Source organism: Marinactinospora endophytica, from assembly GCF_054780875.1.
In genome coordinates this window covers 307,295-328,488 of the sequence record NZ_BAAGVM010000004.1, presented here as the reverse complement: position 1 = coordinate 328,488, position 21,194 = coordinate 307,295, and the positions used below count along the sequence as shown (strand labels likewise).

20 protein-coding genes are annotated in these 21,194 nt (G+C 72.2%); 13 read left to right on the top strand and 7 right to left on the bottom strand.

Annotation, left to right across the window (positions count from 1 at the left end; all coding sequences use genetic code 11):
• The first annotated feature begins 104 nt into the window (after nt 1–104).
• Entirely contained in the window at nt 105–1,529 is a 1,425-nt protein-coding gene (locus ACYVHU_RS10185) for a hypothetical protein (RefSeq protein WP_144390080.1), read from the top strand.
• Nucleotides 1,530–1,743: 214 nt separating this feature from the next.
• Nucleotides 1,744–2,031: a WhiB family transcriptional regulator gene (locus tag ACYVHU_RS10180; protein WP_078761619.1), complete on the top strand. Its 288-nt coding sequence runs from the start codon at nt 1,744–1,746 to the stop codon at nt 2,029–2,031.
• Nucleotides 2,032–2,240: 209 nt separating this feature from the next.
• Here the strand turns inward: ACYVHU_RS10180 and ACYVHU_RS10175 are convergent, their stop codons facing one another.
• Nucleotides 2,241–2,666, bottom strand: a complete 426-nt coding sequence (locus ACYVHU_RS10175; RefSeq protein ID WP_078761618.1) for a metallopeptidase family protein — start codon at nt 2,664–2,666, stop codon at nt 2,241–2,243.
• 147 nt (nt 2,667–2,813) lie between these two features.
• Here ACYVHU_RS10175 and ACYVHU_RS10170 point away from each other — a divergent pair, with 147 nt between their 5' ends.
• The 5 genes from ACYVHU_RS10170 to ACYVHU_RS10150 all read left to right on the top strand — a co-directional run bounded on the left by ACYVHU_RS10170 (nt 2,814) and on the right by ACYVHU_RS10150 (nt 7,400).
• Complete coding sequence (locus ACYVHU_RS10170; RefSeq protein WP_498948194.1) at nt 2,814–3,224, top strand: DUF3499 domain-containing protein; 411 nt, start codon at nt 2,814–2,816, stop codon at nt 3,222–3,224.
• A gap of 151 nt (nt 3,225–3,375) precedes the next feature.
• Entirely contained in the window at nt 3,376–4,740 is a 1,365-nt protein-coding gene (locus ACYVHU_RS10165; protein ID WP_498948193.1) for a phosphomannomutase/phosphoglucomutase, read from the top strand.
• A gap of 36 nt (nt 4,741–4,776) precedes the next feature.
• Nucleotides 4,777–4,953 carry a Trm112 family protein gene (locus ACYVHU_RS10160; RefSeq protein WP_078761615.1) on the top strand — a complete coding sequence of 59 codons (177 nt, stop codon included), beginning with the start codon at nt 4,777–4,779 and terminating at the stop codon, nt 4,951–4,953.
• A 52-nt stretch (nt 4,954–5,005) separates the two neighbouring features.
• Nucleotides 5,006–6,124, top strand: a complete 1,119-nt coding sequence (locus ACYVHU_RS10155) for an SIS domain-containing protein (protein WP_498948192.1) — start codon at nt 5,006–5,008, stop codon at nt 6,122–6,124.
• Nucleotides 6,125–6,152: 28 nt separating this feature from the next.
• On the top strand, nt 6,153–7,400 hold the full coding sequence (locus tag ACYVHU_RS10150; RefSeq protein ID WP_498948191.1) for a serine/threonine-protein kinase: 1,248 nt from the start codon (nt 6,153–6,155) through the stop codon (nt 7,398–7,400).
• 13 nt (nt 7,401–7,413) lie between these two features.
• Here ACYVHU_RS10150 and ACYVHU_RS10145 read toward each other — a convergent pair whose 3' ends face one another.
• Nucleotides 7,414–8,658: a hypothetical protein gene (locus tag ACYVHU_RS10145; RefSeq protein WP_498948190.1), complete on the bottom strand. Its 1,245-nt coding sequence runs from the start codon at nt 8,656–8,658 to the stop codon at nt 7,414–7,416.
• A gap of 242 nt (nt 8,659–8,900) precedes the next feature.
• On the opposite strand from ACYVHU_RS10145, the gene ACYVHU_RS10140 reads away from it, so the two are divergent.
• The gene (locus ACYVHU_RS10140) at nt 8,901–11,003 is read left to right on the top strand and encodes an acyltransferase family protein (protein WP_498948189.1); all 2,103 of its coding nucleotides are present in this window, start codon (nt 8,901–8,903) and stop codon (nt 11,001–11,003) included.
• 440 nt (nt 11,004–11,443) lie between these two features.
• Here ACYVHU_RS10140 and ACYVHU_RS10135 read toward each other — a convergent pair whose 3' ends face one another.
• Complete coding sequence (locus tag ACYVHU_RS10135; protein WP_498948188.1) at nt 11,444–11,812, bottom strand: MerR family transcriptional regulator; 369 nt, start codon at nt 11,810–11,812, stop codon at nt 11,444–11,446.
• A gap of 104 nt (nt 11,813–11,916) precedes the next feature.
• Between ACYVHU_RS10135 and ahcY the strand changes: the two genes are divergently transcribed.
• Together ahcY and ACYVHU_RS10125 are read left to right on the top strand one after the other, a co-directional pair.
• Nucleotides 11,917–13,353 carry an adenosylhomocysteinase gene (ahcY, locus tag ACYVHU_RS10130; protein ID WP_498948187.1) on the top strand — a complete coding sequence of 479 codons (1,437 nt, stop codon included), beginning with the start codon at nt 11,917–11,919 and terminating at the stop codon, nt 13,351–13,353.
• A 19-nt stretch (nt 13,354–13,372) separates the two neighbouring features.
• Nucleotides 13,373–14,632 (top strand): adenosylhomocysteinase family protein, encoded by a 1,260-nt coding sequence (locus tag ACYVHU_RS10125; RefSeq protein WP_498948186.1) that lies wholly within the window; start codon nt 13,373–13,375, stop codon nt 14,630–14,632.
• 30 nt (nt 14,633–14,662) lie between these two features.
• Here ACYVHU_RS10125 and ACYVHU_RS10120 read toward each other — a convergent pair whose 3' ends face one another.
• On the bottom strand, nt 14,663–15,466 hold the full coding sequence (locus ACYVHU_RS10120) for an RDD family protein (RefSeq protein WP_498948185.1): 804 nt from the start codon (nt 15,464–15,466) through the stop codon (nt 14,663–14,665).
• Nucleotides 15,467–15,599: 133 nt separating this feature from the next.
• On the opposite strand from ACYVHU_RS10120, the gene ACYVHU_RS10115 reads away from it, so the two are divergent.
• Nucleotides 15,600–16,595, top strand: a complete 996-nt coding sequence (locus tag ACYVHU_RS10115; protein ID WP_498948220.1) for a stage II sporulation protein M — start codon at nt 15,600–15,602, stop codon at nt 16,593–16,595.
• Between the two features lie 222 nt (nt 16,596–16,817).
• Here the strand turns inward: ACYVHU_RS10115 and ACYVHU_RS10110 are convergent, their stop codons facing one another.
• Nucleotides 16,818–17,291 (bottom strand): DUF1801 domain-containing protein, encoded by a 474-nt coding sequence (locus tag ACYVHU_RS10110; RefSeq protein ID WP_498948184.1) that lies wholly within the window; start codon nt 17,289–17,291, stop codon nt 16,818–16,820.
• A gap of 257 nt (nt 17,292–17,548) precedes the next feature.
• On the opposite strand from ACYVHU_RS10110, the gene ACYVHU_RS10105 reads away from it, so the two are divergent.
• On the top strand, nt 17,549–17,983 hold the full coding sequence (locus ACYVHU_RS10105; RefSeq protein WP_078761721.1) for a helix-turn-helix transcriptional regulator: 435 nt from the start codon (nt 17,549–17,551) through the stop codon (nt 17,981–17,983).
• A 20-nt stretch (nt 17,984–18,003) separates the two neighbouring features.
• Nucleotides 18,004–18,414 (top strand): VOC family protein, encoded by a 411-nt coding sequence (locus ACYVHU_RS10100; protein WP_078761605.1) that lies wholly within the window; start codon nt 18,004–18,006, stop codon nt 18,412–18,414.
• A gap of 386 nt (nt 18,415–18,800) precedes the next feature.
• Here the strand turns inward: ACYVHU_RS10100 and ACYVHU_RS10095 are convergent, their stop codons facing one another.
• A complete protein-coding gene (locus tag ACYVHU_RS10095) occupies nt 18,801–20,102 on the bottom strand; it encodes a DUF58 domain-containing protein (protein WP_432936875.1) in 1,302 nt (433 codons plus the stop codon).
• 46 nt (nt 20,103–20,148) lie between these two features.
• Complete coding sequence (locus tag ACYVHU_RS10090; protein ID WP_078761602.1) at nt 20,149–21,132, bottom strand: AAA family ATPase; 984 nt, start codon at nt 21,130–21,132, stop codon at nt 20,149–20,151.
• Nucleotides 21,133–21,194: the final 62 nt, after the last annotated feature.

The following is a 21,194-nucleotide window of genomic DNA, read 5'->3' as shown; positions in this document are numbered from 1 at the left end:
CGATGCCGGGGACCATCCCGCGTTCCAATCGAATTCCTTGCACAACGTGTCGATATGCAAAGCTGCCACCGACGCGACAGCGAAGCAGCAGAGGGGAACCTCTCTTGAACAACGAAGCCATCCAACGGTTGCGGGAGCCCGCCGCCTGGGCGCTGCTCGGCGCCGTAGGGGTGCGGATGCTCGGCGGCCTCATCTACCTGTTCGGGGCGCACGCCAGTGAGTACGGCCCTTCATCGATCCCCGCCAACTTCGTCGCCAGGGGGGAGCTGTTCTTCGGTCCGGTGACCGTCGCCCTGCTCCTCGCCGCGGTGGCGCTCGCCGTTCTCCCGTCCGGACGTTCACGGGCGTTCCCCGTCGTGTTGGCCTCCCTGATCATGGCGGGGCTGGGCCTTCTGGTGGGGCTCATCACCCTGATCATGAGTTTCGTCGCCTCCGCGGGCTACAGCATGGCGATCAGCTTCAGCGACTTCTTCGTCACACTGGCCCACCTGGCCATCCTCGGGGTCGCCGCCTTCGTCCTGCTCAAGGTCTTCGGTGACCGCACGTTGGTGCCGCGCAGCTCCGCGTCGGTCGGCCCCTACGGCCAGCAGCAGCCGTTCGCCCCGCACACGGGTGCCCAGCAGTCGTTCGCGCCGCCGGCCGACCCCGCGGCGCAGACCGGCACCGGATTCCCGCAGGCCGGCGCGCACGCGGCCTACGGCCACACCTACGGTGAGCCGGCGCAGACCGGTTGGCCGCAGCCCCAGGGCGAGGGGTACGCCCAGCCCAGCGGGGGACAGCCGGCCTACCAGGCCCAGCCCGACCCCTCGGCCTCCTACGACCAGTCGGCCTACCAGGGACAGGCGGGGTACTCCTCGACCGGGGGACAGGACTCCGCCCGGGAGTGGAACGCCCAGCAGGGCTACGGGGACTACCAGCAGCAGTCCTACGGCCAGGAGTGGCAGCAGGGGGCGCACCAGCAGGGGAACGCCTACGGTCAGCAGTCCTACGCGCAGGCCGAACAGCCGCCCTACGCGGCCCAGCCCGGCTACACCGACAGCGGCGCGCAGAGCGGCTACGGGTCCTACGGCCAGCAGCCCGCGGCGCCCTACGGCACCGGCGGACAGCAGTCCTACGGGGCCTCGGAGTACGAGTCCGGCCAGGCCCACGCCGGCGGTGAGCAGCACTCCTACAGCGGGCAGCAGCCGGGCTACCCCTCGGACGCCGAGGCGACGATGATCCAGCCGCCGGTGACTCCGGGCAACGACCCGGCGCAGGGCGGCGAGCAGGCGGCGCAGGACGCCATCCAGTACGGCTGGTACCAGCAGACCCCGGCCGCTGAGACCCCTCAGCAGGATCAGAGCGACAGCGAGTCGACGATGAGGGTTGAGCCGGGCTACAGCGGGCAGTACGGAACAGGGGGCTACACGGCCAACCCGCACGAGACGACCAGTCCCTACGGCGAGAACTACTCCTCGGAGCAGCGGCGTTCCAGCACCGAGGGCGAGGACCGCCAGCAGGGCTGGTACCGCGACGACGACCGGCGCTGATCCCTCCGCGCCCCGCGCACCGCGAATTGACGTGGTAATCCGCTGAGGGATCGCGGTTCAACGGTGAGTCGCCGTTTGTCACGTGATATTCAGGGGATTACCACGTCGCGTGCTTGACGTATAGCGAGACACGCGCGTGTAATTTCAAGGTGTGTTTCCACCCTCCCGGGGGTCGAAAGGGAGGGTACATCTAGGGGGGCAATAGGAGGTGCGCGTGAGCGAGGTTATCCCGCTGGCGCACGGCGCAGACGAAGATCTGGGCTGGCAGGAACGCGCCCTGTGCGCGCAGACCGATCCCGAGGCGTTCTTCCCCGAGAAGGGCGGCTCGACACGAGAAGCGAAGAAGGTCTGCCACTCGTGTGAGGTGCGGGCGGAGTGCCTGGAATACGCGCTGGAGCACGATGAACGCTTCGGCATCTGGGGGGGACTCTCCGAACGCGAACGGCGTCGGCTGAAGAAAGCGGCCGGTCAGGATTTCGATTTCCTGGCTGACGCTCTGTAGCCCAACGGGGGCTTCTGGCGTGTGTCCTGGGTGTTCGGCACCTGGGGCGCACGCCCTTTTTGTCGTTTCCGGCTGTCCGCCTCTTCTAACGGAGGCGCGCCACATGGGATGTCCCGATCGTGTGACACCCCGCCCCGGAGGGAATGGCGGGCGGACCCGCCCAGGACGATCCGGGAGCGGGCGGCCCGCTCCCGGGACGGATTCGCGCGTCAGGCCTCGGGGTCGACGGTCTCCGGCTCCAGTCCGAGCAGGTTGGCGACCTCCTCGACGACCGTGTCGTAGACCAGCAGCGCCATCTCCTCGGGATCCTTGGTGCGGATCTCCACAGGGCGCCGGTAGACGATGATCCGGGCCTGGCCCGTCCTGGATGCCTCCAGACGGGAGAAGGGGATGCCGTCGTCCGCGGTGACGCCGCGTGGGACCTGCGGGACGTCTTCGACCAGGAACTCCACATTCGCGAGTTCGCGAGCCCAGACCCGTTCCAGGCGTTCGACGGCGTCGAGCACCAGGTCGTCGAAGAGCTGGGCGCGGCTGCGGGTGATGGGGAGCTCAGGAGGCGTCAGTGGACCGCGGATCCCGCGGCCGTGGCGGTCTCTACGTCGTACTCGGTTGGCTTGAGGCCGGTGAAGGTGCACTCGTCGCACATATCGAGCCTAAGCCATCACCACCCCCGAGCGCAGCCCCTGGGGGTTTCGGCGGTGTCCGATCCGCCACGTCGCGAAGACACGAGCGGGGGGCGCGATGCTGGCGTGCGGGCCCCGAAACGGATACCGTCTTTGCCCGTGAGCGTTGTACGACGCTGCTCACGCACCGCGTGCAGGCAGCCAGCAGTCTTCACGCTCACCTATGTCTACGCCGACTCCACCGCGGTGCTCGGCCCGCTCGCCGCCTACGTCGAACCCCACTGCTACGACCTGTGCGCGATGCACGCCGACCGCCTCACCGCGCCGCGCGGGTGGGAGGTGGTGCGGCTTCCCGCCGACACCACCGGCGGACCCGGGAGCGACGACCTGGAGGCGCTGGCCAACGCCGTCCGCGAGGCGGCGCGCCCCCCTCAGGCCAGCGAACCGGTCGGGCAGGGCGTCGAGACCCACCGCCGCGGCCACCTGCGCGTCGTCAAGTCCGAGCCCCCCGCGCCGGGCCACCCCTCGGGGCGTCCCGGTCGCCCCGACCGTCCCCCACAAGACGCCTGAAGGGGTCTTCCAGCGCGTTTGCCGGACAAACGAGCGGGAAGGGCCCGATCGGGCCCCGTACGACCGGGGCCGCCGTCTTGTACGTTGGTATCCCGTGGGTCCACCGGTCCGCGGGCTCGGCGGCACATCGACACTCTTATCCGGAGAAGCTGTGGGTGACCTCGGTCAGATCTTCAAAGCCTACGACGTTCGTGGTGTGATTCCCGACACGTTGGACGCGGGCATCGCCCGTGCCATCGGCGCCGCCTTCGCCCGGGTCGTCGAGGCGGACGGCATCGTCGTCGCGCACGACATGCGTCCCTCCTCCCCCGAACTCGCCCGGGCCTTCGCCGAGGGCGCCGCGAGCCAGGGCGCCGACGTCGTCATGGCCGGGTTGGCCTCCACCGACCTGCTCTACTTCGCCTCCGGCCGACTGGACCTCCCCGGCGCGATGTTCACCGCCAGCCACAACCCGGCCCAGTACAACGGCATCAAGATGTGCCGTGCCGGGGCCGCGCCGATCAGCTCCGACACCGGTCTCGACGAGATCCGCTGGCTCGCCGAGGAAGGGGTTCCGGCCCACGACGGCCCCGCGGGGACCATCACCGAGCGCGATCTGCTCGCCGACTACGCCGCGCACCTGCGTTCCCTGGTGGACCTTTCGGGCATCCGCCCGCTCAAGGTCGTCGTGGACGCGGGCAACGGCATGGGCGGCTACACCGTTCCCGCCGTCCTGGGCGACCAGGTCCTCGACCCGCTCCCGTTGGACATCGTGCCGATGTACTTCGAGTTGGACGGGACCTTCCCCAACCACCCCGCCAACCCCATGGACCCGGACAACATCGTCGACCTCCAGGCCCGGGTCCGCGAGACCGGGGCCGACATCGGCCTGGCCTTCGACGGCGACGCCGACCGCTGCTTCGTCGTGGACGAGCGGGGCGAGCCGGTGTCGCCCTCGGCGATCACCGCGCTGGTCTCGGTGCAGGAGCTCGCCAAGGAGCCCGGCGCGACCATCATCCACAACCTCATCACCTCCTCGGCGGTTCCCGAGATCGTCCGCGAGCACGGCGGGAACCCGGTGCGCACCCGGGTCGGCCACTCCTTCATCAAGGCCACCATGGCCGAGACCGGGGCGATCTTCGGCGGCGAACACTCCGCCCACTACTACTTCCGGGACTTCTGGCGGGCCGACACCGGCATGCTCGCCGCCATGCACGTGCTCGGCGTGCTGGGCGGTCAGGAGCGGCCGCTGTCGGAGATCACCGCCGAGTACGCCCGGTACGCCGCCTCGGGCGAGATCAACTCCGAGGTCGCCGACCAGGCCGGCCGCTCCGCCGCCGTCGAGGCCGCCTACGCGGGCCGCGACGACGTCACCGTCGACCACCTCGACGGGCTCACGGTGTCCTTCGCCGACGGAAGCTGGTTCAACCTGCGCGCCTCCAACACCGAGCCGCTGCTGCGACTCAACGTCGAGGCCCCCGACTCCGCGACCATGGCGAAGCTGCGCGACGACGTGCTCGCCATCGTCCGGGCCTGATCCACAACGCCACAGAACCCAAGGAAGAACCACGAGATGACCGCGAAAATCGACGACTGGCTGCTGGAGATCCTGGCCTGTCCGGAAAGCAAGGCCCCGCTGCGTCTCGACGAGGAGGCCGGTGAGCTCGTCTGCGACGAGAGCGGACTGGCCTACCCCATCCGGGACGGGATTCCGGTGCTGCTCGTCGACGAGGCGCGCCGCATCGGTTAGCGCGTGTCCCCGCCCCTCGGTGGCGGGGCCGCCGGGCGCACAGGGAGGTCACGTGCCAACGGAATTCGACGAGTACCGTCTCGACGCGCTCGCCGAGGACCCCGGACTGGATCCCGGTGGCCTGCTGCGCCAGTTCGCCTCGGCCGCCGCGCAGGTGCGCGCGGCGCACACGGCGGCCGTCGAGGCCGGCCTGCACCGGCTCGCCTCCGAGGGGCGTCCGCGTTCCATCGTCGTCGCCGGCGGCGGTGTCGCCGCGCAGGCCGGCGAGGTGCTGGCCGCGGTCCTCGGCAACGGCTGCCCGGTCCCCATCTCCTCGGTGCGGGGCCACCGGCTGCCCGGCTGGGTGGGCGGCCACGACCTCGTGGTCGCGGTCGCGGCCACAAGCGGACACGAGGCCGCCGCGACCGTCCGGATCGCGGCCGAGGCGGTGCGGCGCGGCTGCCGCTTCCTCGCCGTCGGCCTCCCCGACGGGCCCCTCGCCGACCTCGCCGAACGGGCGCGCGCCCCCCACGTGGCGCTCCCGTTGGCGGGGGAGCCCCGCACCATGCTGTGGTCGCTGCTCGTGCCGCTGCTGGTCGCGGCCGGCCACCTCGGAGCCGCGGGGCTGCCCGAGACCGTCTACGAGGCGACCGCCGACCGGTTGGAGGAGACGGCCCGGCGGTGCGGGCCGACGGTGGAGACGTTCGAGAATCCGGCGAAGACCCTCGCCCTCGACGTGGCCGGGACCCTTCCCCTGGTGTGCGGTGCCTCCCCGATCGCCGACCTCGCCGCCCGCGCCTTCGCCGACCGTCTCGCCGGAACCGCGGGCTATCCGGCGCTCACCGGCGCCCCGCCGGGGCTCGCCCGGGACCGGTACCCTCTCCTGGAGGGGCCTTTCGGCGCCACGGGACCGCGCAGCATCTTCGACGACCCGGTCGAGGACGGCCGGGTCCGGATGCGCCTGGTCGTCCTGCGTGACGAGGAGGACGGGCTCCCCGAGGCGGCGGCGGAACTCGCCGCCGTCGAGCGAGCGGCGCACGAGCGGGGGACCCCCGTAAGTGGGATCGAGGTTCCCGAGGGACACCCCATGGAACGTCTGGCCGGTTTGATCGCTCTAACCGATTACGCCACTGTGTATCTTGCTGTGGCGTATGGCGCTGATCCGTTAGCAAATACTCTGGTCGTGCGCTAGCGCCCCCACGACCCCCTGGAGGAGCTTGATGCCCGGTTCCGGATCGCTGTTGCCGAACGATCCCACCGCGTTCGGCCGCTACAGCGTCGTCGGACGTCTGGGGCGGGGAGGCCAGGGCGTCGTCTACCTCGGCCGCGACCCCGAGGGCGACGAGTACGCCATCAAGGTGCTCAACGACCAGTGGGCCCAGGACGGCGAACTGCGTCGGAGGTTCGAGAAGGAGGTGCGCGCCGCCCAGAAGGTCGCCTCCTTCTGCACGGCCGCCATCCACGAGGCCAACCTCGACGACGACCCGCCCTACGTCGTCAGCGAGTACGTCCCCGGCCCCTCCCTGCAGGAGGCGGTCGCCAAGGAGGGGCCGCGCAAGGGCGCCGCGCTCCAGCGGCTCGCCGTCTCCACCGCCACCGCCCTCGTCGCCATCCACCAGGCCGGCATCGTGCACCGCGACTTCAAGCCGGGCAACGTGCTGCTGGGGCCCGACGGGCCGCGCGTCATCGACTTCGGCATCGCCCGTGTCGTCGACGGCACCGCGACGATGACCAACTCCATCGTCGGCACCCCCTCCTACATGGCCCCCGAGCAGATCGCCGGCACCGGAATCACCGACAAGGTCGACATCTTCGCCTGGGGCTGTGTCATGGCGTTCGCCTCGACCGGCAACGCCCCCTTCGGCGCCGACAGCGTCCCCGCGGTCGTGCACCGCGTGGTCAGCGCGCCGCCCGACATCGACGGCATCACCGGGCCGCTGCGGCCCATCATCGAGGACTGCCTCAACAAGGACCCCGAGCAGCGGCCCACGGCGCAGAAGCTCCTGATGCGGCTGTTGGGCCACGACGAGGGCGACGCGCCGTCCCCGGCCGAGGCCATGGCCGAGGGGGCGCGGATCGCGGGCTCCCCCACCGGCGGGCAGCCGCAGCCCCCGGCCTACACCCCGCTGTCGCACAGCGGCCCCCAGACGCCCTATCCGAACGCCTACCGGACGCCGCACGGCGGTCACCCGGCGACAGGCCCCCAGCAGGGGGGATACGCCCCCCACATGTCCCAGATGCCGCCCACCGGCGGCCATCCGGGGATGGGACGACCGCCGATGACCGGCCCCTCCACGCCCTACCCCGGCGCTCCCATCCCGCAGCCCAACGTCCCACGCGAGCCCGCCTACACGGGACAGTCGCGTAGCGAGGATCCCGTGCTGTCGCAGGGGTGGGTCATCCCCGCGGTGCTCATCACGATCATCATCCTGCTGCTGTTGCTGGTTCTGACGGCCTTGGCCACCTGACCCGCCCCGGGGCTCAGCGGACCGCGGTCATCAACGCGCCGACAGCGCGCGACACCACGTCGTCGGCGAATCGCTCCACGTCGGGCCAGCGCTCTCCGGCGCTGTCGGTGGGGATCAGGGTGACACAGTCGGTCGAAGCGAGGTCGAGGGCGTCGCGCTCGCCCCGCTCGGACACCAGACGGCCGTCCGCGGTGACGGCGAGCACACCGGTGGCCGGGGCGCCGACGTCTTGGACCGCGATGAGCAGGCGCAGTTCCCCCTCGTCCACCCGGACCTCCAGCGACGCCCACCAGCAACCGGGGCCGCGGGTGAACATCGCCCGCTCGGCGGCGGCGTCCAACCGCTCCCGGTAGCGTTCGTCGTCGCACACGTCTCCCGCGTCCACGGTCACCCGCGCGTCGGGGTCGATCTCGCGGGCGACGAGACGCAGCGAGGCCGAGGCGGCGCGCAGGTGCTCCAGCAGGCGCCGGTGCAGGGAGATCGCCAGGGGGGCGGTGTTGGCCGGCGGACGCGAGGAGGCGCGCGCCGTCCAGCTCAGCTCCCCGCGCAGCGCCGCCGTCTCCAGGTCCGCGAACAGCTCGACCAGGCCGGCCAGCCGCTCCTCCTCGCTGGGCCGGGACAGCACCTCTTCGTGGAGGGAGGCCAACCGGTGGTCCATGACCAGGGGCGGATAGTGGGAGCGGATGAGGGAGAGGGAGGCCACCGCCCAGGGGAAGGGGCCCAGGGCCCGGGGACGCGGGGCCGAAGAGGCGCGGAGCGCCCGGTCGCAGCCGAGCTGGAGGTGGGCGGCGCGGATGAGGGGGTGGGTCTCGACCGCGGCCGCCTCGGCGAGATCCTCACCGGTGTGTTCGAACGGCGCGTCCGGGCCGTCGGAACCGGGGAGCTTGCGGGCCAGGCCGTCCAGGTAGCCGGGGGTCAGGGGCTGGCCGGACCGACACTCCTCGGCCATGGACACCAGCGCCTCCTCGTCGGCGCGCAACCGGTCGCGCAGGTCGTCTGCGATGTCGGCGGAGTCCCAGCCGAGGGCCGCCAACCGCGCCGCGTCGGCCGCGGCGACCTCGGCCTGCCCGGCGAGGGTGCGTAGTTCGAGGACGTGCCTGCGGAAGAATCGTCGCCGCTCCCCGGCCCATTGGTGGTCGGGGCGGCGGGCCTGGTGGTCGGCCCACACCTCGCGGAGCCGGTCCAGGGAGATGAGGCGCCTGCGGACGCCGTCGGGGAAGCGGGTCGGGGCGAGGTCATGGCCACGTCGCGTATTCACGAGTGTCACCGTAACCACGGCCGCAGCCGCGGAAACCTGGCCCGCCGTGTCCGAGGGTCATCTGCCGGTTCCGGTCATCGTGTGGTGACCACGGGTTCATCTGTGGTTGGCGTGCTCCGCCCCGGCCTGTAACAGGGGTGCGCGAGGATGGCCCGGCGCGCCGGAGGCCCGGACCCGTGTCACGGGGGAGGCCCGCGCGCCGTGATCGTTTTCTCCCTCCCTCACCGAGGCGGTGTCCGGCCGTGCGTGTCCTCTCCTCCCCTGTCGCCGTTCCCCCCGAGACCGGCACGGCGGTGGCGGAGCGTGGCACCGCGCGGACGGGGCGGGGCGGGCGCCGCCCCGAGATCCAGGGGCTGCGCGCCGTCGCCGTGGTGCTCGTGGCGGTCTACCACATCTGGTTCGGCCGGGTCTCCGGAGGCGTGGACGTCTTCCTGCTGCTCACCGGGTTCCTCATCACCGGGTCTCTGCTGCGCGCCGTCGAACGGGACGGGCGGGTGGGATTCGCCGCCTTCTGGACCCGCCTGACGGGGAGGTTGTTCCCCGCCGCGGCGGTGGTCCTGGCCGGCGTGCTCGCCGCGACCGCGCTCCTCCTCCCGCAGGACCGGTGGCGTGACACGATCGCCGAGGTCGTGGCGTCGGCCCTGTACTACGAGAACTGGTACCTGGCGTTCAACGCCGTGGACTACCTGTCGCGCGGGGACGCGGTGAGCCCGGCGCAGCATTTCTGGTCCCTGGCCATCCAGGGGCAGTTCTACCTGGTGTGGCCGGTGCTGGTCGCGGTCGCCCTGCTGGTCGCCCGGCGCCGGGGGGCCGGTGTGCGCCGGGGGGCCGGTGTGCGCCGGGTGCTGCTGGTCCTCGTCGCGGCCGTGTTCGTGGTCTCCTTCGCCTACTCGGTGGTCGTCACCGAGACGAACCAGCGCTGGGCCTACTTCGACACGGGGGCGCGCCTGTGGGAGCTCGCCCTCGGCGGCGTCCTCGCGATCGTGCTGCCCCGGCTGCGCATCCCCGGCCGGCTGCGGGTCGTGATGGGCTGGGTCGGACTGGTGGGCCTGGTGGCGTGCGGGATGCTGCTCCAGGTCTCGACGATGTTCCCCGGCTACGTCGCGCTGTGGCCGACCGGCGCCGCGGCGTTGGTGATCATGGCGGGGACGACGGGGAGCCGCTTCGGTGCCGACCGGTTGCTGGCCCTGCGCCCGCTGCACTACATCGGTGACATCTCCTACGCGCTGTACCTGTGGCACTGGCCGGTGCTGGTCTGCTACCTGACGGTGACCGGCAGGTCCCAGGCGAGTCTGACCGGCGGGTTCCAGGTGCTGGCGCTGTCGTTCGCGCTCGCCGTCGCCACGAAGTGGCTCGTGGAGGGCGGGATAGGGAAGGTCATCGGGCCGCGGGCCACGCCGGCGCGGACTCTTGCGGTGGCCCTCGCCTGCCTGCTCCCGGTGACCCTGGCCGCCGGCGCCTGGTCGGCCCATCTCACCGTGCAGCGGCACCAGGCCGAGGTGCTCGCCGCCGACCCGGCCAACTACCCGGGGGCGGCGGTGCTCGCCGACGGGGTCCTGGACGAGCGGTTGCCCGACGTCCCGGTCCATCCCGCCCCGGTCGACGCCGCCGACGACCTCCCGGCCAGCTACGCGCTCGGCTGCAACCAGGGCATCGCCGGCAGCGAGGCCCTGACCTGCGAGTTCGGGGAGCAGGGGGCGGAGCGCACGATCGCGCTGGTGGGGGGCTCCCACGCGGCCCACTGGCTGCCCGCGCTGGAGGTCGTCGCCGAGGAGAAGGGGTGGCGGGTCGTCAACATCACCAAGGGCGCCTGCCTGTTCACCCCCGCGCCGCAGCGCTACAAGGGGGAGGACTACACCTCCTGCGCGCGGTGGAACGACAACGTCGTGGCCGAACTGGCCGAGCTGCGCCCCGACGTGGTCTTCACCACCGCCACCACCAGCAGCATCGACCCCGCGTCGGGCTATGCCGGGGAGAGCGTGGTGGACGGGTACCTGCAACGCTGGGCGGAGCTGGGGGAGCTGGGGATCGACGTGGTCGCGGTCCGCGACACCCCGCGCCTGGACTTCGCGGCGCCCGAGTGCGTCGCCGAGCGGGGGGCCGACACGTGCGTCGGCACCGCGGAGCCCTCCCTGGCGCCGGTCTCGCCCCTACAGGACCTGGAGGGGGTGTCCGGCAACGTGTCCTTCGTCGACCTGACCGACCACCTGTGCGTCGAGGGCAGATGTCCCGCGGTCATCGGCAACGTCCTCGTCTATTGGGACAACGCCCACTTCACCGCGACCTTCGCCCGTACCCTGGCCCCGGCCCTGGGGGCCGAGATCGAGCGTGCCACCGGCTGGTGAACGCGCGGGGCGGGGAGGGCGGGCCGGCGCCCACCTGGCTCCCGGCCGCCCGTCCCGGGGGCGGCCCGCTCCCGCCGGGGTGTCCGCCACACCGGGCCGCGCTGGGACTGCGCGGGCCGGGGGAGGGACGCCCCCGGGGCTCGCTCGGCCGGGCGGGCTTCGAGCGGGCGAGCGAGCCGTGGGAGATCCGGAACGGGAATCGCGGACCGTCCTGCTTCGGCGGCCCTCCACCCCGGGCGCGCCGTGTCCGCGGACCGCGCTCGGCCTGAGGACGCGCCCGCGCGCACGCCCGGTCGGCGGGCGTCCCGTCGCGGAGCCGGAGCCTAGGGGCCGTCCGTTCGCGGTGGGACGGCGGAGGATCGACCCGGGAGGGAACCGGGGACGCCGAGGTCATGCTCCGCCGGCCGCGCTCCCGGCGTGGCAGGGGCCGGCCTCGGGCCTCAACGCCCCTGGCCGCGGAGCAGCCGCTGCGCCTTGCGCTGCTCGAAGTCGAGCGCGCGGGCCGGGGGAGGGGCGAGCCGGCCGAGCCGTTCGCCGTAGGAGCGGACCCGCGCCATCGTCGCGGGTTCGGCCAGGACGCGCAGCGCGAACGCCAGCGCGGCCGGGGTGATGTCGTAGCCGCGCTCCAGTTCCAGGCCCGCGGCGATCGTGCGCAGGTCGGCCTCGCTGAACCTGCGGTGCCGGTGTCCCCGTCCGGTGGGCGGCTCCTTGGTCACCGGAAGCAGCCCCAGGGCCTCGCGGTAGCGCAGCATCCGGGCGGTCAGGTCGAGGCGTTCGGCGGCGGCCGAAATAGGAATGTCACGCTCCATGCGAGCAATCTAACGAACAATTGTCAATTCTGCGCCCTGTGCGGTCCGTCCCGCCGTCTCCGGCCCTAGACTTCAGGGCGCACCCATAGGAGGAGATCGACGTCATGGCATTCGACTTCAAGGTCGCCGACCTTTCCCTGGCCGAGTTCGGCCGCAAGGAGATCCGCCTCGCCGAGCACGAGATGCCCGGCCTGATGGCCACCCGCGCCGAGTACGGCCCCTCCCAGCCCCTCAAGGGCGCCAAGATCATGGGCTCGCTGCACATGACCGTGCAGACCGCGGTCCTGATCGAGACCCTGGTCGCCCTGGGCGCCGAGGTCCGCTGGGTGAGCTGCAACATCTTCTCGACCCAGGACCACGCCGCGGCGGCCGTCGTCGTCGGCCCCAACGGCACCCCCGACAACCCCCAGGGTGTCCCCGTCTTCGCCTGGAAGGGCGAGACGCTGGAGGAGTACTGGTGGTGCACCGAGCAGGCGCTCACCTGGCCCGACGGTGAAGGGCCCAACATGATCCTCGACGACGGCGGTGACGCGACGCTGCTCGTCCACAAGGGTGCGGAGTTCGAGAAGGCCGGGGCGGTCCCCGACCCCTCCACCGCCGACAGCGAGGAGTACGCCATCGTGCTCGGGCTGCTCCAGCGCAGCCTGGCCGCCGACCCGCGGAAGTGGACCACGATCGCCTCCCGCATCAAGGGCGTCACCGAGGAGACCACCACCGGTGTCCTGCGCCTGTACGAGATGCAGCGCGAGGGCAAGCTGCTCTTCCCGGCGATCAACGTCAACGACTCGGTCACCAAGAGCAAGTTCGACAACAAGTACGGCATCCGCCACTCGCTGCCCGACGGCATCATGCGCGGCACCGACGTCCTCATCGGCGGTAAGGTCGCGGTGGTCTGCGGCTACGGCGACGTCGGCAAGGGCGCGGCCGAGGCGCTGCGCGGCCAGGGCGCGCGCGTCATCGTCACCGAGATCGACCCGATCAACGCGCTGCAGGCCGCGATGGACGGCTACCAGGTGACCGTGCTGGAGGACGTCGTCGAGACCGCCGACATCTTCATCACCACCACGGGCAACTTCAACATCATCACCGCCGACCACATGGCCCGCATGAAGCACCAGGCCATCGTCGGCAACGTCGGCCACTTCGACAACGAGATCGACATGGCCGGGCTCGCCCGCATCCCCGGCATCGAGAAGATCGAGATCAAGCCGCAGGTGCACGAGTGGCGCTTCGCCAACGGCCACTCGATCATCGTGCTGTCCGAGGGGCGCCTGCTCAACCTCGGCAACGCCACCGGCCACCCGAGCTTCGTGATGTCCAACAGCTTCACCAACCAGGTGATCGCCCAGATCGAGCTGTTCACCAAGCCGTCGGAGTACCCGATCGGGGTGTACGTGCTGCCCAAGATCCTCGACGAGAAGGTGGCGCGCCTGCACCTGGACGCGCTCGGCGTCAAGCTGACGACGCTGACCAAGGAGCAGGCCGCCTACATCGGTGTGGACATCGCCGGCCCCTACAAGTCAGACCACTACCGTTACTAAAGCGTCCCGATCCTCTTCGATGCTGCCACCACACGAGATCGCGGACCTCGGCCTGGCCCAGGCCGGGGTCCGCCGCGTGGAATGGGCCGAGAAATCCATGCCGGCGCTGCGGGGCATCCGGGAGCGCTTCGAGCGGGAACGTCCGCTGGAGGGGATGCGGATCGCCGCGTGCATGCACGTGACCGCCGAGACCGCGGGCCTGCTCCGCGCGCTTCGGGCGGGCGGGGCCGAGGTCGCCCTCGCCGCCTCCAACCCGCTGTCCACCCAGGATGACACCGCCGCCGCGCTCGTCGCCGAGTACGGGGTGTCGGTCTACGCGCGCTCGGCGATGGACCCCGCCACCTATGACCGCAACCTGGTCACGGTCCTGGAACAACGGCCCCACCTGCTCCTCGACGACGGGTGCGACCTGGTCAACATCGTCCACCTGGAACGTCCCGAACTGCTCGCCGAGGCGGTCGGCGGTTGCGAGCAGACCACCACGGGAGTGCTGCGGCTTCGCCGCATGAGCGCCGAGGGGGCGCTGCGGCTGCCCATGGTGGCGGTGAACGACACCGCCACCAAGCGGATGTTCGATAACCGCTACGGCACCGGGCAGTCGACCCTGGACGGCATCATGCGGGCCACCAACGCCCTACTGGCGGGCCGCACCCTGGTCGTCGCCGGGTTCGGGTTCTGCGGCCGTGGCCTGGCCGAACGGGCTCGGGGGATGGGGGCTCGCGTCGTCGTCACCGAGGTCGACCCGGTCAAGGCCCTGGACGCGGTCATGCAGGGCTACACGGTGCTGCCCATGGACGAGGCGGCCCGCGCGGGTGACGTGCTCGTGACCGTGACCGGCAACCGCGACGTGATCCGCGCCGAGCACCTGGCCGTGCTCAAGGACGGCGCGGTGCTGGCCAACGCGGGACACTTCGACATCGAGATCGACCTGGTGGCGTTGGAGGAGATGGCGGTCGAGGTGCGGCGGGGGGTGCGCGAGCACGCCGACGAGTACGTGCTCCCCGACGGCCGGCGCGTCGTCCTGCTCGCCGAGGGGCGGCTGGTCAACCTCGGCGCGGCCGAGGGGCACCCGGCCGCGGTGATGGACATGTCCTTCGCCGTGCAGGCGCTCAGCGTCGCCTGGATCGCCCGCAACCACGCGGAACTGGCGCCGGGGGTGCTGGAGGTCCCCGCCGAGATCGACGCCGAGGTCGCCGCGCTGGAGCTCGCCGCCCTGGGGGTGCGGATCGACACGATGACCCCCGAGCAGGAGGAGTACCTGGGCTCCTGGCGGCCCTGAACCGGCCCGGCCGGCGACGGGGGCGGAGCCCTATCCCGGGTAGGGCGGGGTCTGGCGCTGCCGGGCCAGCCGCTCCTCCTCGCGGCGGCGGCGCTCGGCCAGCACCGCGGAGAGGAAGTCCAGCGGGGCGGCGTGGGAGGGCGGGGGCGGGCTGACCGATCGGGCCACCTCCGCGGCGATCCGCGCGCCCATCTCGTGCCGCGCCTCCTCGGTGAGCTCCCCGTAACGCAGCACGTACTGACGCGCCGTCGCCGCGGTCTCGGCGGACAGGCCCGACAGTTCCGCGTGGCTCGCCCACTCCGCCAGGTGGGGGGGCATCATGATCGTCTCCTCGTGCCCGCGCGCCGAACGCTCCTCGACCACGAGCGTGCCCGCCAGGAAGTCCCCGATACGCCGGCCGTCACGGTTGACCAGGGAGGTGATGAGCGCGGGGACACCGCTGAGCAGCCAGATCTCGACGAACGCGCACAGCGCCCGCGCCAGCGCCTGACGGAATCGCTCGGGAGAACCGTCGGTGCCCACGACCCGCAGCCCCAGCGACAGTTTGCCGAGCGAACGGCCCCGGGTGAGGGTCTCGAACGCGGTGGGGTAGCCGATGAGCACCAGCACCACGACCGCGAGCTGGACGGACGCGGTGGCGGCGGCGTCCAGGCCGTTTCCGACGAGCACGGTCAGGACCGACAGGGCGATCAACAGCGCCACCTGGACGAGCACGTCGATCAGCAACGCGAGCATCCGCGTGGCGAATCCCGCCGGACGCAGGTCCAGCACGACCGCGTCGCCGGTGACCAGGTGGGTCTGCTGGTAGTGGCCGCCACCGCCTGGATACGCCACGGTGCCTCTCCCGCTTCACTCGGCTGCCCTCTTCTTCCCAGTCTGTCAGGAGCTGACAGGGGAACGGACCATTCAGGACCGGCGAGGAACACCCCGCATGCCGATCATCCCCACGGTCAGTAGAGTCGAACACGTGGATCTCGACGTCTTCGCCGCCGCGCACCGCCCCGACTGGGACCGACTGGACGAATTGGTGCGCCGCAGGCGCCGGTTGTCCGGCGACGAGGTGGACGAACTCGTCGAGCTGTACCAGCGGGTCTCCACGCACCTGTCGGTGGTCCGCTCCTCGGGGCACGATCCGGTGCTCACCGGCCGGCTGTCGGGTCTGGTCGCGCGGGCCCGTTCGGCGGTCACCGGCGCGCACGCCCCCGCCTGGCGGGACGTCGCCCGCTTCTTCACCCGGACCTTCCCCGCGGTGGTCTACCGGCTGCGCTGGTGGTGGATCGGGGCGACGCTGGGCACGCTCGCGCTCTCCTTCGCCCTGGGCACCTGGATCGCCCTGGACCCCGAGGCGCGGGCGCTCCTCGGCACCCCCGAGGACATCCGCGCCTACGTCGAGAACGACTTTGAGAACTACTACGTCGAGTATCCGGGCGCCTCGTTCGCGGCCCGGGTGTGGACGAACAACGCCTGGGCCGCCGCCCAGGCGCTCATCTTCGGCGTCTTCCTGTGCGTGCCCACCCTGTACGTGCTGGCCCTCAACGGGGCCAACATCGGGGTGGCCGGAGGGTTGATGTTCGCGCACGGCAAGGGCGACGTGTTCTTCGGCCTGATCCTGCCGCACGGGCTGCTGGAGCTGACCGCCGTGTTCGTCGCGGCGGGGGTCGGGCTCAAGCTGGGCTGGACGATCATCGAACCGGGGGCGAGGCCGCGGCTGCGGGCGCTGGGCGAGGAGGCGCGGCCGGCGATCGCGGTGGCGTTGGGCCTGGTGGTGGTGTTGTTCGTCTCGGGCCTGATCGAGGGCCTGGTCACCGGCTGGGTGCACATCACCTGGCTGCGCATCGGCATCGGCGTGGTCGCCGAGGCACTGTTCCTCGCCTATGTCTTCACGCTGGGACGTCGCGCGGTCCGGGAAGGCGAGACCGGCGACATCGAGGACGCGCCCGCCGCGGCCCCGGTCGCGGGCTGAGCCGGAACCTACGGGGTGGCCGGGGGCGGGGGCCACGCACGGCCGCACCGTCTTCGGCCCGGCCGCCGGTGAGCGGTCCGGGAACCGGCCGGAGTGCGGGCAGGCCGTCCGGGCCGGGGCTCATGCGCCGAGAGAAGCGCCGTGCCCGGGCGTCCGTCCCCGTGAAGCGGCCCGTGGAGGTGGCGCCCGGGGGAGTGTCGCGCGGCCCCGCGGGCGCCCGGCTCACGGGACTCGGCTCACGGCGCGTTCGACGAGGGCGGCGATCGTCTCCTCGGCCTTCTCGGTCAGTTCGGTCACGGCGTAGGAGGTCGGCCACAGCCCGCTGGGGTCGTCGAGGCCCGCCTCGGTGGTGAACCCGAATGTCGAGTAGCGCTCCTTGTCGACCCCGCCGCTACGGAAGAAGCAGACCACCTTCCCCTTGCGGGCATAGGCCGGCTGCCCGTACCACAGTTTCGGCGTCAGCTCCGGGGCGGTGCCGGTGACGATGGCGTGGACACGTTCGGCCACCGCGCGGTCGGGCGGCTCCATCTCGGCGATCTTCGCCAGCACGTCGAGTTCGCCAGCGGCGGCTCTGCCGCCACGTCCGCGGGCCGCCTCCCTCTTCAGCTCCGCCACGCGTTCCCTCATGGCGGCACGCTCCTGCTCGGAGAAACCCTCCGGCCTCTTACCGTTCTGTCCCTCGGTGTCCACGCCCATGGTCGTCCTCCTCCTGCCGCTCGTCACCGGTGTGGTGCGTGTTCGCCACGCTAGTTCCGTCGGGACGGCCGGCGCTTCTTGATTCCTGATCACCGGACGCCCTCCCCGAGGAGGCGGGAGAGCGCCCGCCCGATCCGAACCGTCGCGCGACGTGGACCAGGACGCCAAAATCGCGGGCTCGGCGACCGGGACCCGCCGCATCCTTCCGGGCGGGCGCGTGACCGGTGGGCCGGGACGAGGCGTGGGATGATGGCCCCATGGCTAACCGGCGCGCTGAGGAACAGCGGTTGCGCGACATCGCGGTCATCCGGCGGGTCCGTGACCGGATCGACCGCGAGTACGCCAAACCCTTGAACGTCGAGGCGCTGGCCCGCGGCGCGCACATGTCGGTCGGCCACCTGAGCAGGGAGTTCCGCCGCATCTACGGCGAGTCGCCGTACTCCTACCTGATGACCCGGCGGATCGAGCGGGCGATGACGCTGCTGCGCCGCGGGGACCTCAGCGTCACCGAGGTCTGCTTCGCGGTGGGCTCGTCCTCGCTGGGCACCTTCAGCACGAGGTTCACCGAGCTGGTCGGCGTGCCCCCGAGCGTCTACCGCCGCGACCACGCGCAGGCGGCGGCGGGCATCCCGCCCTGCCTGGCCAAGCAGGTGACCAGACCGGTCAGGAATCAAGAAGCGCGCGTCCGGTAGCCACGTCTAGCGTGAGGGGCATGGAGATCACCATTCACCACGCCTTCCTCCCGCACACCGACGCCGAGGCCGCCCTGACCTTCTACCGCGACATCCTCGGATTCGAGGTCCGCAAGGACGTCGGCTACGAGGACATGCGCTGGATCACCGTCGGACCGGTCGGACAGCCCGGGACCTCCATCGTGCTGCACCCGCCGGCCGCCGACCCCGGCGTCACCGAGGACGAGCGCCGCACCATCCTGGAGCTGATCGCGAAGGGCACCTACACCGCGATCACCCTGGCCACCGACGACCTCGACGGCCTCTTCGAACGGTTGACGGCCGCCGGCGTGGACGTGGTCCAAGAACCCATCGACCAGGGCTACGGGGTCCGCGACTGCGCCTTCCGCGATCCGGCCGGCAACCTCGTCCGCGTCAACCAGCTCGCCTAAAGAGAGCCCGCGAGGGGCCTGACGAGACCACCCACCCCGACTTCGGAACCACCCGCATGGCGCTTTCACTCGACGCCATCACCCTCCTCAAGGCCGTGGAGCCCGCCGGCGGGCGGGTCGTCACGGTGGAGGCGCGGACCGGGGGGACCACGTCGGATACTTCACCGATCCCGACGGCCACCACTGGGCGGTCACGGTAGGCGCGTGACCGCCACCGCCCCGGACGGTCCCGGCGACGGCCGGCACGGCCCGGGGCACCTCCACCGAACAGGCGGGACCGCGTCGGCGGAGCCGGCCGAGGCCGGCCGGTGGGCCGGCACGGTGAGGGCTACCGCCGCCGCCCACCGGCCCTGTCCCACCACTGGGAGACGGGGCCGGTCCCGCCGCTACAGCCGTCCCTGGGCCTTCAGCGACAGGTAGGCGTCGGCCAGCGCCGGGGCGATGCGCTCCGGCGGCGCGTCGACGACCTCCACACCGCGCCGGCGCAGCTCCGCGGTGACGTGACGGCGCTCCAGCAGCGTGCGCTCCGCCGCGGCGGCGGCGTAGACCGACTGCGCGTCCCCCCGCCCCTCGGCCATCTCGGCCACCCGGGGGTCGCTCACCGCGGCGACGAGCACGAGGTGGCGGGCGGTCAGGGCGGGGAGCCGGGGCAGCAGGCCCTCGTGCAGCGCGGTGGCGTTGAGGTCGGTGAACAGCACGACGAGCCGCCGGCCCGACCCCGTACGGCCCAGGATCTCGGCGACCATCCCCGCCGTGTCGGCCTCCACCAGCTCCGGTTCGAGGGTGGCCATGGCCTGGACGAGGACGGGCACCATGGTCCCGCGGCCCGTGCCGGTGACCCTGGCGCGGGGCCGGCGGTCATAGGCCAGCAGGTCGACCCGGTCGCCGGCCTTCGCGGCGAGCGCGGCGAGCAGCAGCGCGGCGTCCATCGAGTGGTCCAACCGGGGGGTGTCACCGACCCGGCCGGCCGAGGTCCGGCCGGTGTCCAGCACCAGCAGGATGCGCCGGTCGCGTTCGGGACGCCAGGTGCGTACCACGACCGCGTCACGCCGGGCGGTGGCCCGCCAGTCGATGGACCGGACGTCATCGCCCGGAACGTACTCGCGCAGCGAGTCGAACTCGCTGCCCTGCCCCCGGACCAGCGCGCGGTGCTGACCGTCCAGTTCGCGCAGGCGCGACAGCTTGCCCGGCAGGTGGCGCCGGCTGTGGAACGGCGGCAGCGCGCGCACCTGCCAGGCGACCGCGTGGGTGCACTGCCGCGCGGCCAGGCCGAGCGGGCCGATACTGCGCACGGTCACCCCGGCCGCCTGCTGGTCGCCACGGCGCGTCGGCGTCAGTTCGGTGGCGAGCAGGCGGCGTTCTCCCGCGGGGATCACCACGTCATGGGCGCGCGGCCGGGCCTGCGCGCTGGGCGGCCAGGCGTCGCGCACCCGCGCGCGCATCCGGCGCCGGGTGGGGTTGGCGACGACGAGCCGTACCGTCGCGGTCTCGCCCAGGCGCACGGAGGTGTCGCCGGCGCGCTCGAACGTCACCGCCCGCGCGCTGGCGGCGAGCAGCAGGTCGGCGAGGATCGCCAGCGCGGGAAGGGCGAGAGCGGCCCACAGCACCCACGTGCCGGCCGATCCCGCGATGAGCACGAGCAGCAGGCCCGCGAACGCGAGCAGGACCGCCCGTCCAGTGATCGCCATCCGTCGTCTTCCTTAACTCGTCACCGACCCGGGGCCGATCCGGGGGTCAGCGGGGGACCGGGACCGCGGCGAGAACGCCGTCGAGCAGACCGTCCACGGTCGCCCCCTCCAGTTCGGCCTCGGCGCGCATCGCGACACGGTGGCGCAGGGTCGCCTTCGCCAGGGCCTTCACGTCGTCGGGCGTCACGTAGTCGCGGCCGGACAGCCAGGCCCACGCCCGGCTGGTGCGCAGCAGCGCGGTCGCGCCCCGGGGGGAGGCGCCGAGCAGCAGCGACGGCGATTCGCGGGTGGCCCGGCACAGGTCCACGATGTAGCCGAGCACCTCGGGGGCGACCCGGACCGCGGCAGCCGCCGCGCGCGCCGCCCGCAGCTCCGCCGCGCCTGCGACGGCGCGCACGCCCGCCACCTCCAGGTCGCCCGGGTCGAACCCGGCGGCGTGCCGGGACAGCATGTCCACCTCCTCCGCGCGCTGGGGGAGCGGGACGATGAGCTTGAGCAGGAAGCGGTCGAGCTGGGCCTCGGGCAACGGGTAGGTGCCCTCGTACTCCACCGGGTTCTGAGTCGCGGCCACGACGAACGGGTCGGGGAGCGGGCGCGGCCGCCCCTCGACGGTGACCTGGCGTTCCTCCATCGCCTCCAGCAGCGCGGCCTGGGTCTTGGGCGGGGTGCGGTTGATCTCGTCGGCGAGCAGGATGTTGGTGAAGATCGGCCCGTCGTGGAACTCGAAGTTGGAGGTCCGGGTGTCATAGACCAGCGACCCGGTGACATCGCCGGGCATGAGGTCGGGGGTGAACTGGACGCGCTTGTGGTCCAGCGACAGCGCCGCCGACACCGCCCGGACCAGCAGTGTCTTGGCGACGCCGGGAACGCCCTCCAACAGCACGTGGCCGCGGCACAGCAGCGCGATGACCAGGCCGGTCACCGTCTCTTCCTGGCCGACCACGGCTTTGGCGACCTCGTCGCGCAGCGCGGTCAGCGCCGTCCGTGCCTCCTCGGCGGACGGCTGCCCCTCGGTGGTGTAGGCGGTCACGGCTGAGGCACCTCTCTGTTGTGGTGGTCGGGCACGCCCGCTCGCGGGCCCGTGGACGGACC

Bases quoted from the DNA above. Each gene is read 5' to 3' on its own strand.
- ACYVHU_RS10160 (WP_078761615.1), top strand. From the start codon at position 4,777: ATGACCGCGAAAATCGACGACTGGCTGCTGGAGATCCTGGCCTGTCCG.
- ACYVHU_RS10150 (WP_498948191.1), top strand. From the start codon at position 6,153: ATGCCCGGTTCCGGATCGCTGTTGCCGAACGATCCCACCGCGTTCGGC.
- ACYVHU_RS10135 (WP_498948188.1), bottom strand. From the start codon at position 11,812: ATGGAGCGTGACATTCCTATTTCGGCCGCCGCCGAACGCCTCGACCTG.
- ahcY (WP_498948187.1), top strand. From the start codon at position 11,917: ATGGCATTCGACTTCAAGGTCGCCGACCTTTCCCTGGCCGAGTTCGGC.
- ACYVHU_RS10125 (WP_498948186.1), top strand. From the start codon at position 13,373: ATGCTGCCACCACACGAGATCGCGGACCTCGGCCTGGCCCAGGCCGGG.
- ACYVHU_RS10110 (WP_498948184.1), bottom strand. From the start codon at position 17,291: ATGGGCGTGGACACCGAGGGACAGAACGGTAAGAGGCCGGAGGGTTTC.
- ACYVHU_RS10105 (WP_078761721.1), top strand. From the start codon at position 17,549: ATGGCTAACCGGCGCGCTGAGGAACAGCGGTTGCGCGACATCGCGGTC.
- ACYVHU_RS10100 (WP_078761605.1), top strand. From the start codon at position 18,004: ATGGAGATCACCATTCACCACGCCTTCCTCCCGCACACCGACGCCGAG.
- ACYVHU_RS10095 (WP_432936875.1), bottom strand. From the start codon at position 20,102: ATGGCGATCACTGGACGGGCGGTCCTGCTCGCGTTCGCGGGCCTGCTG.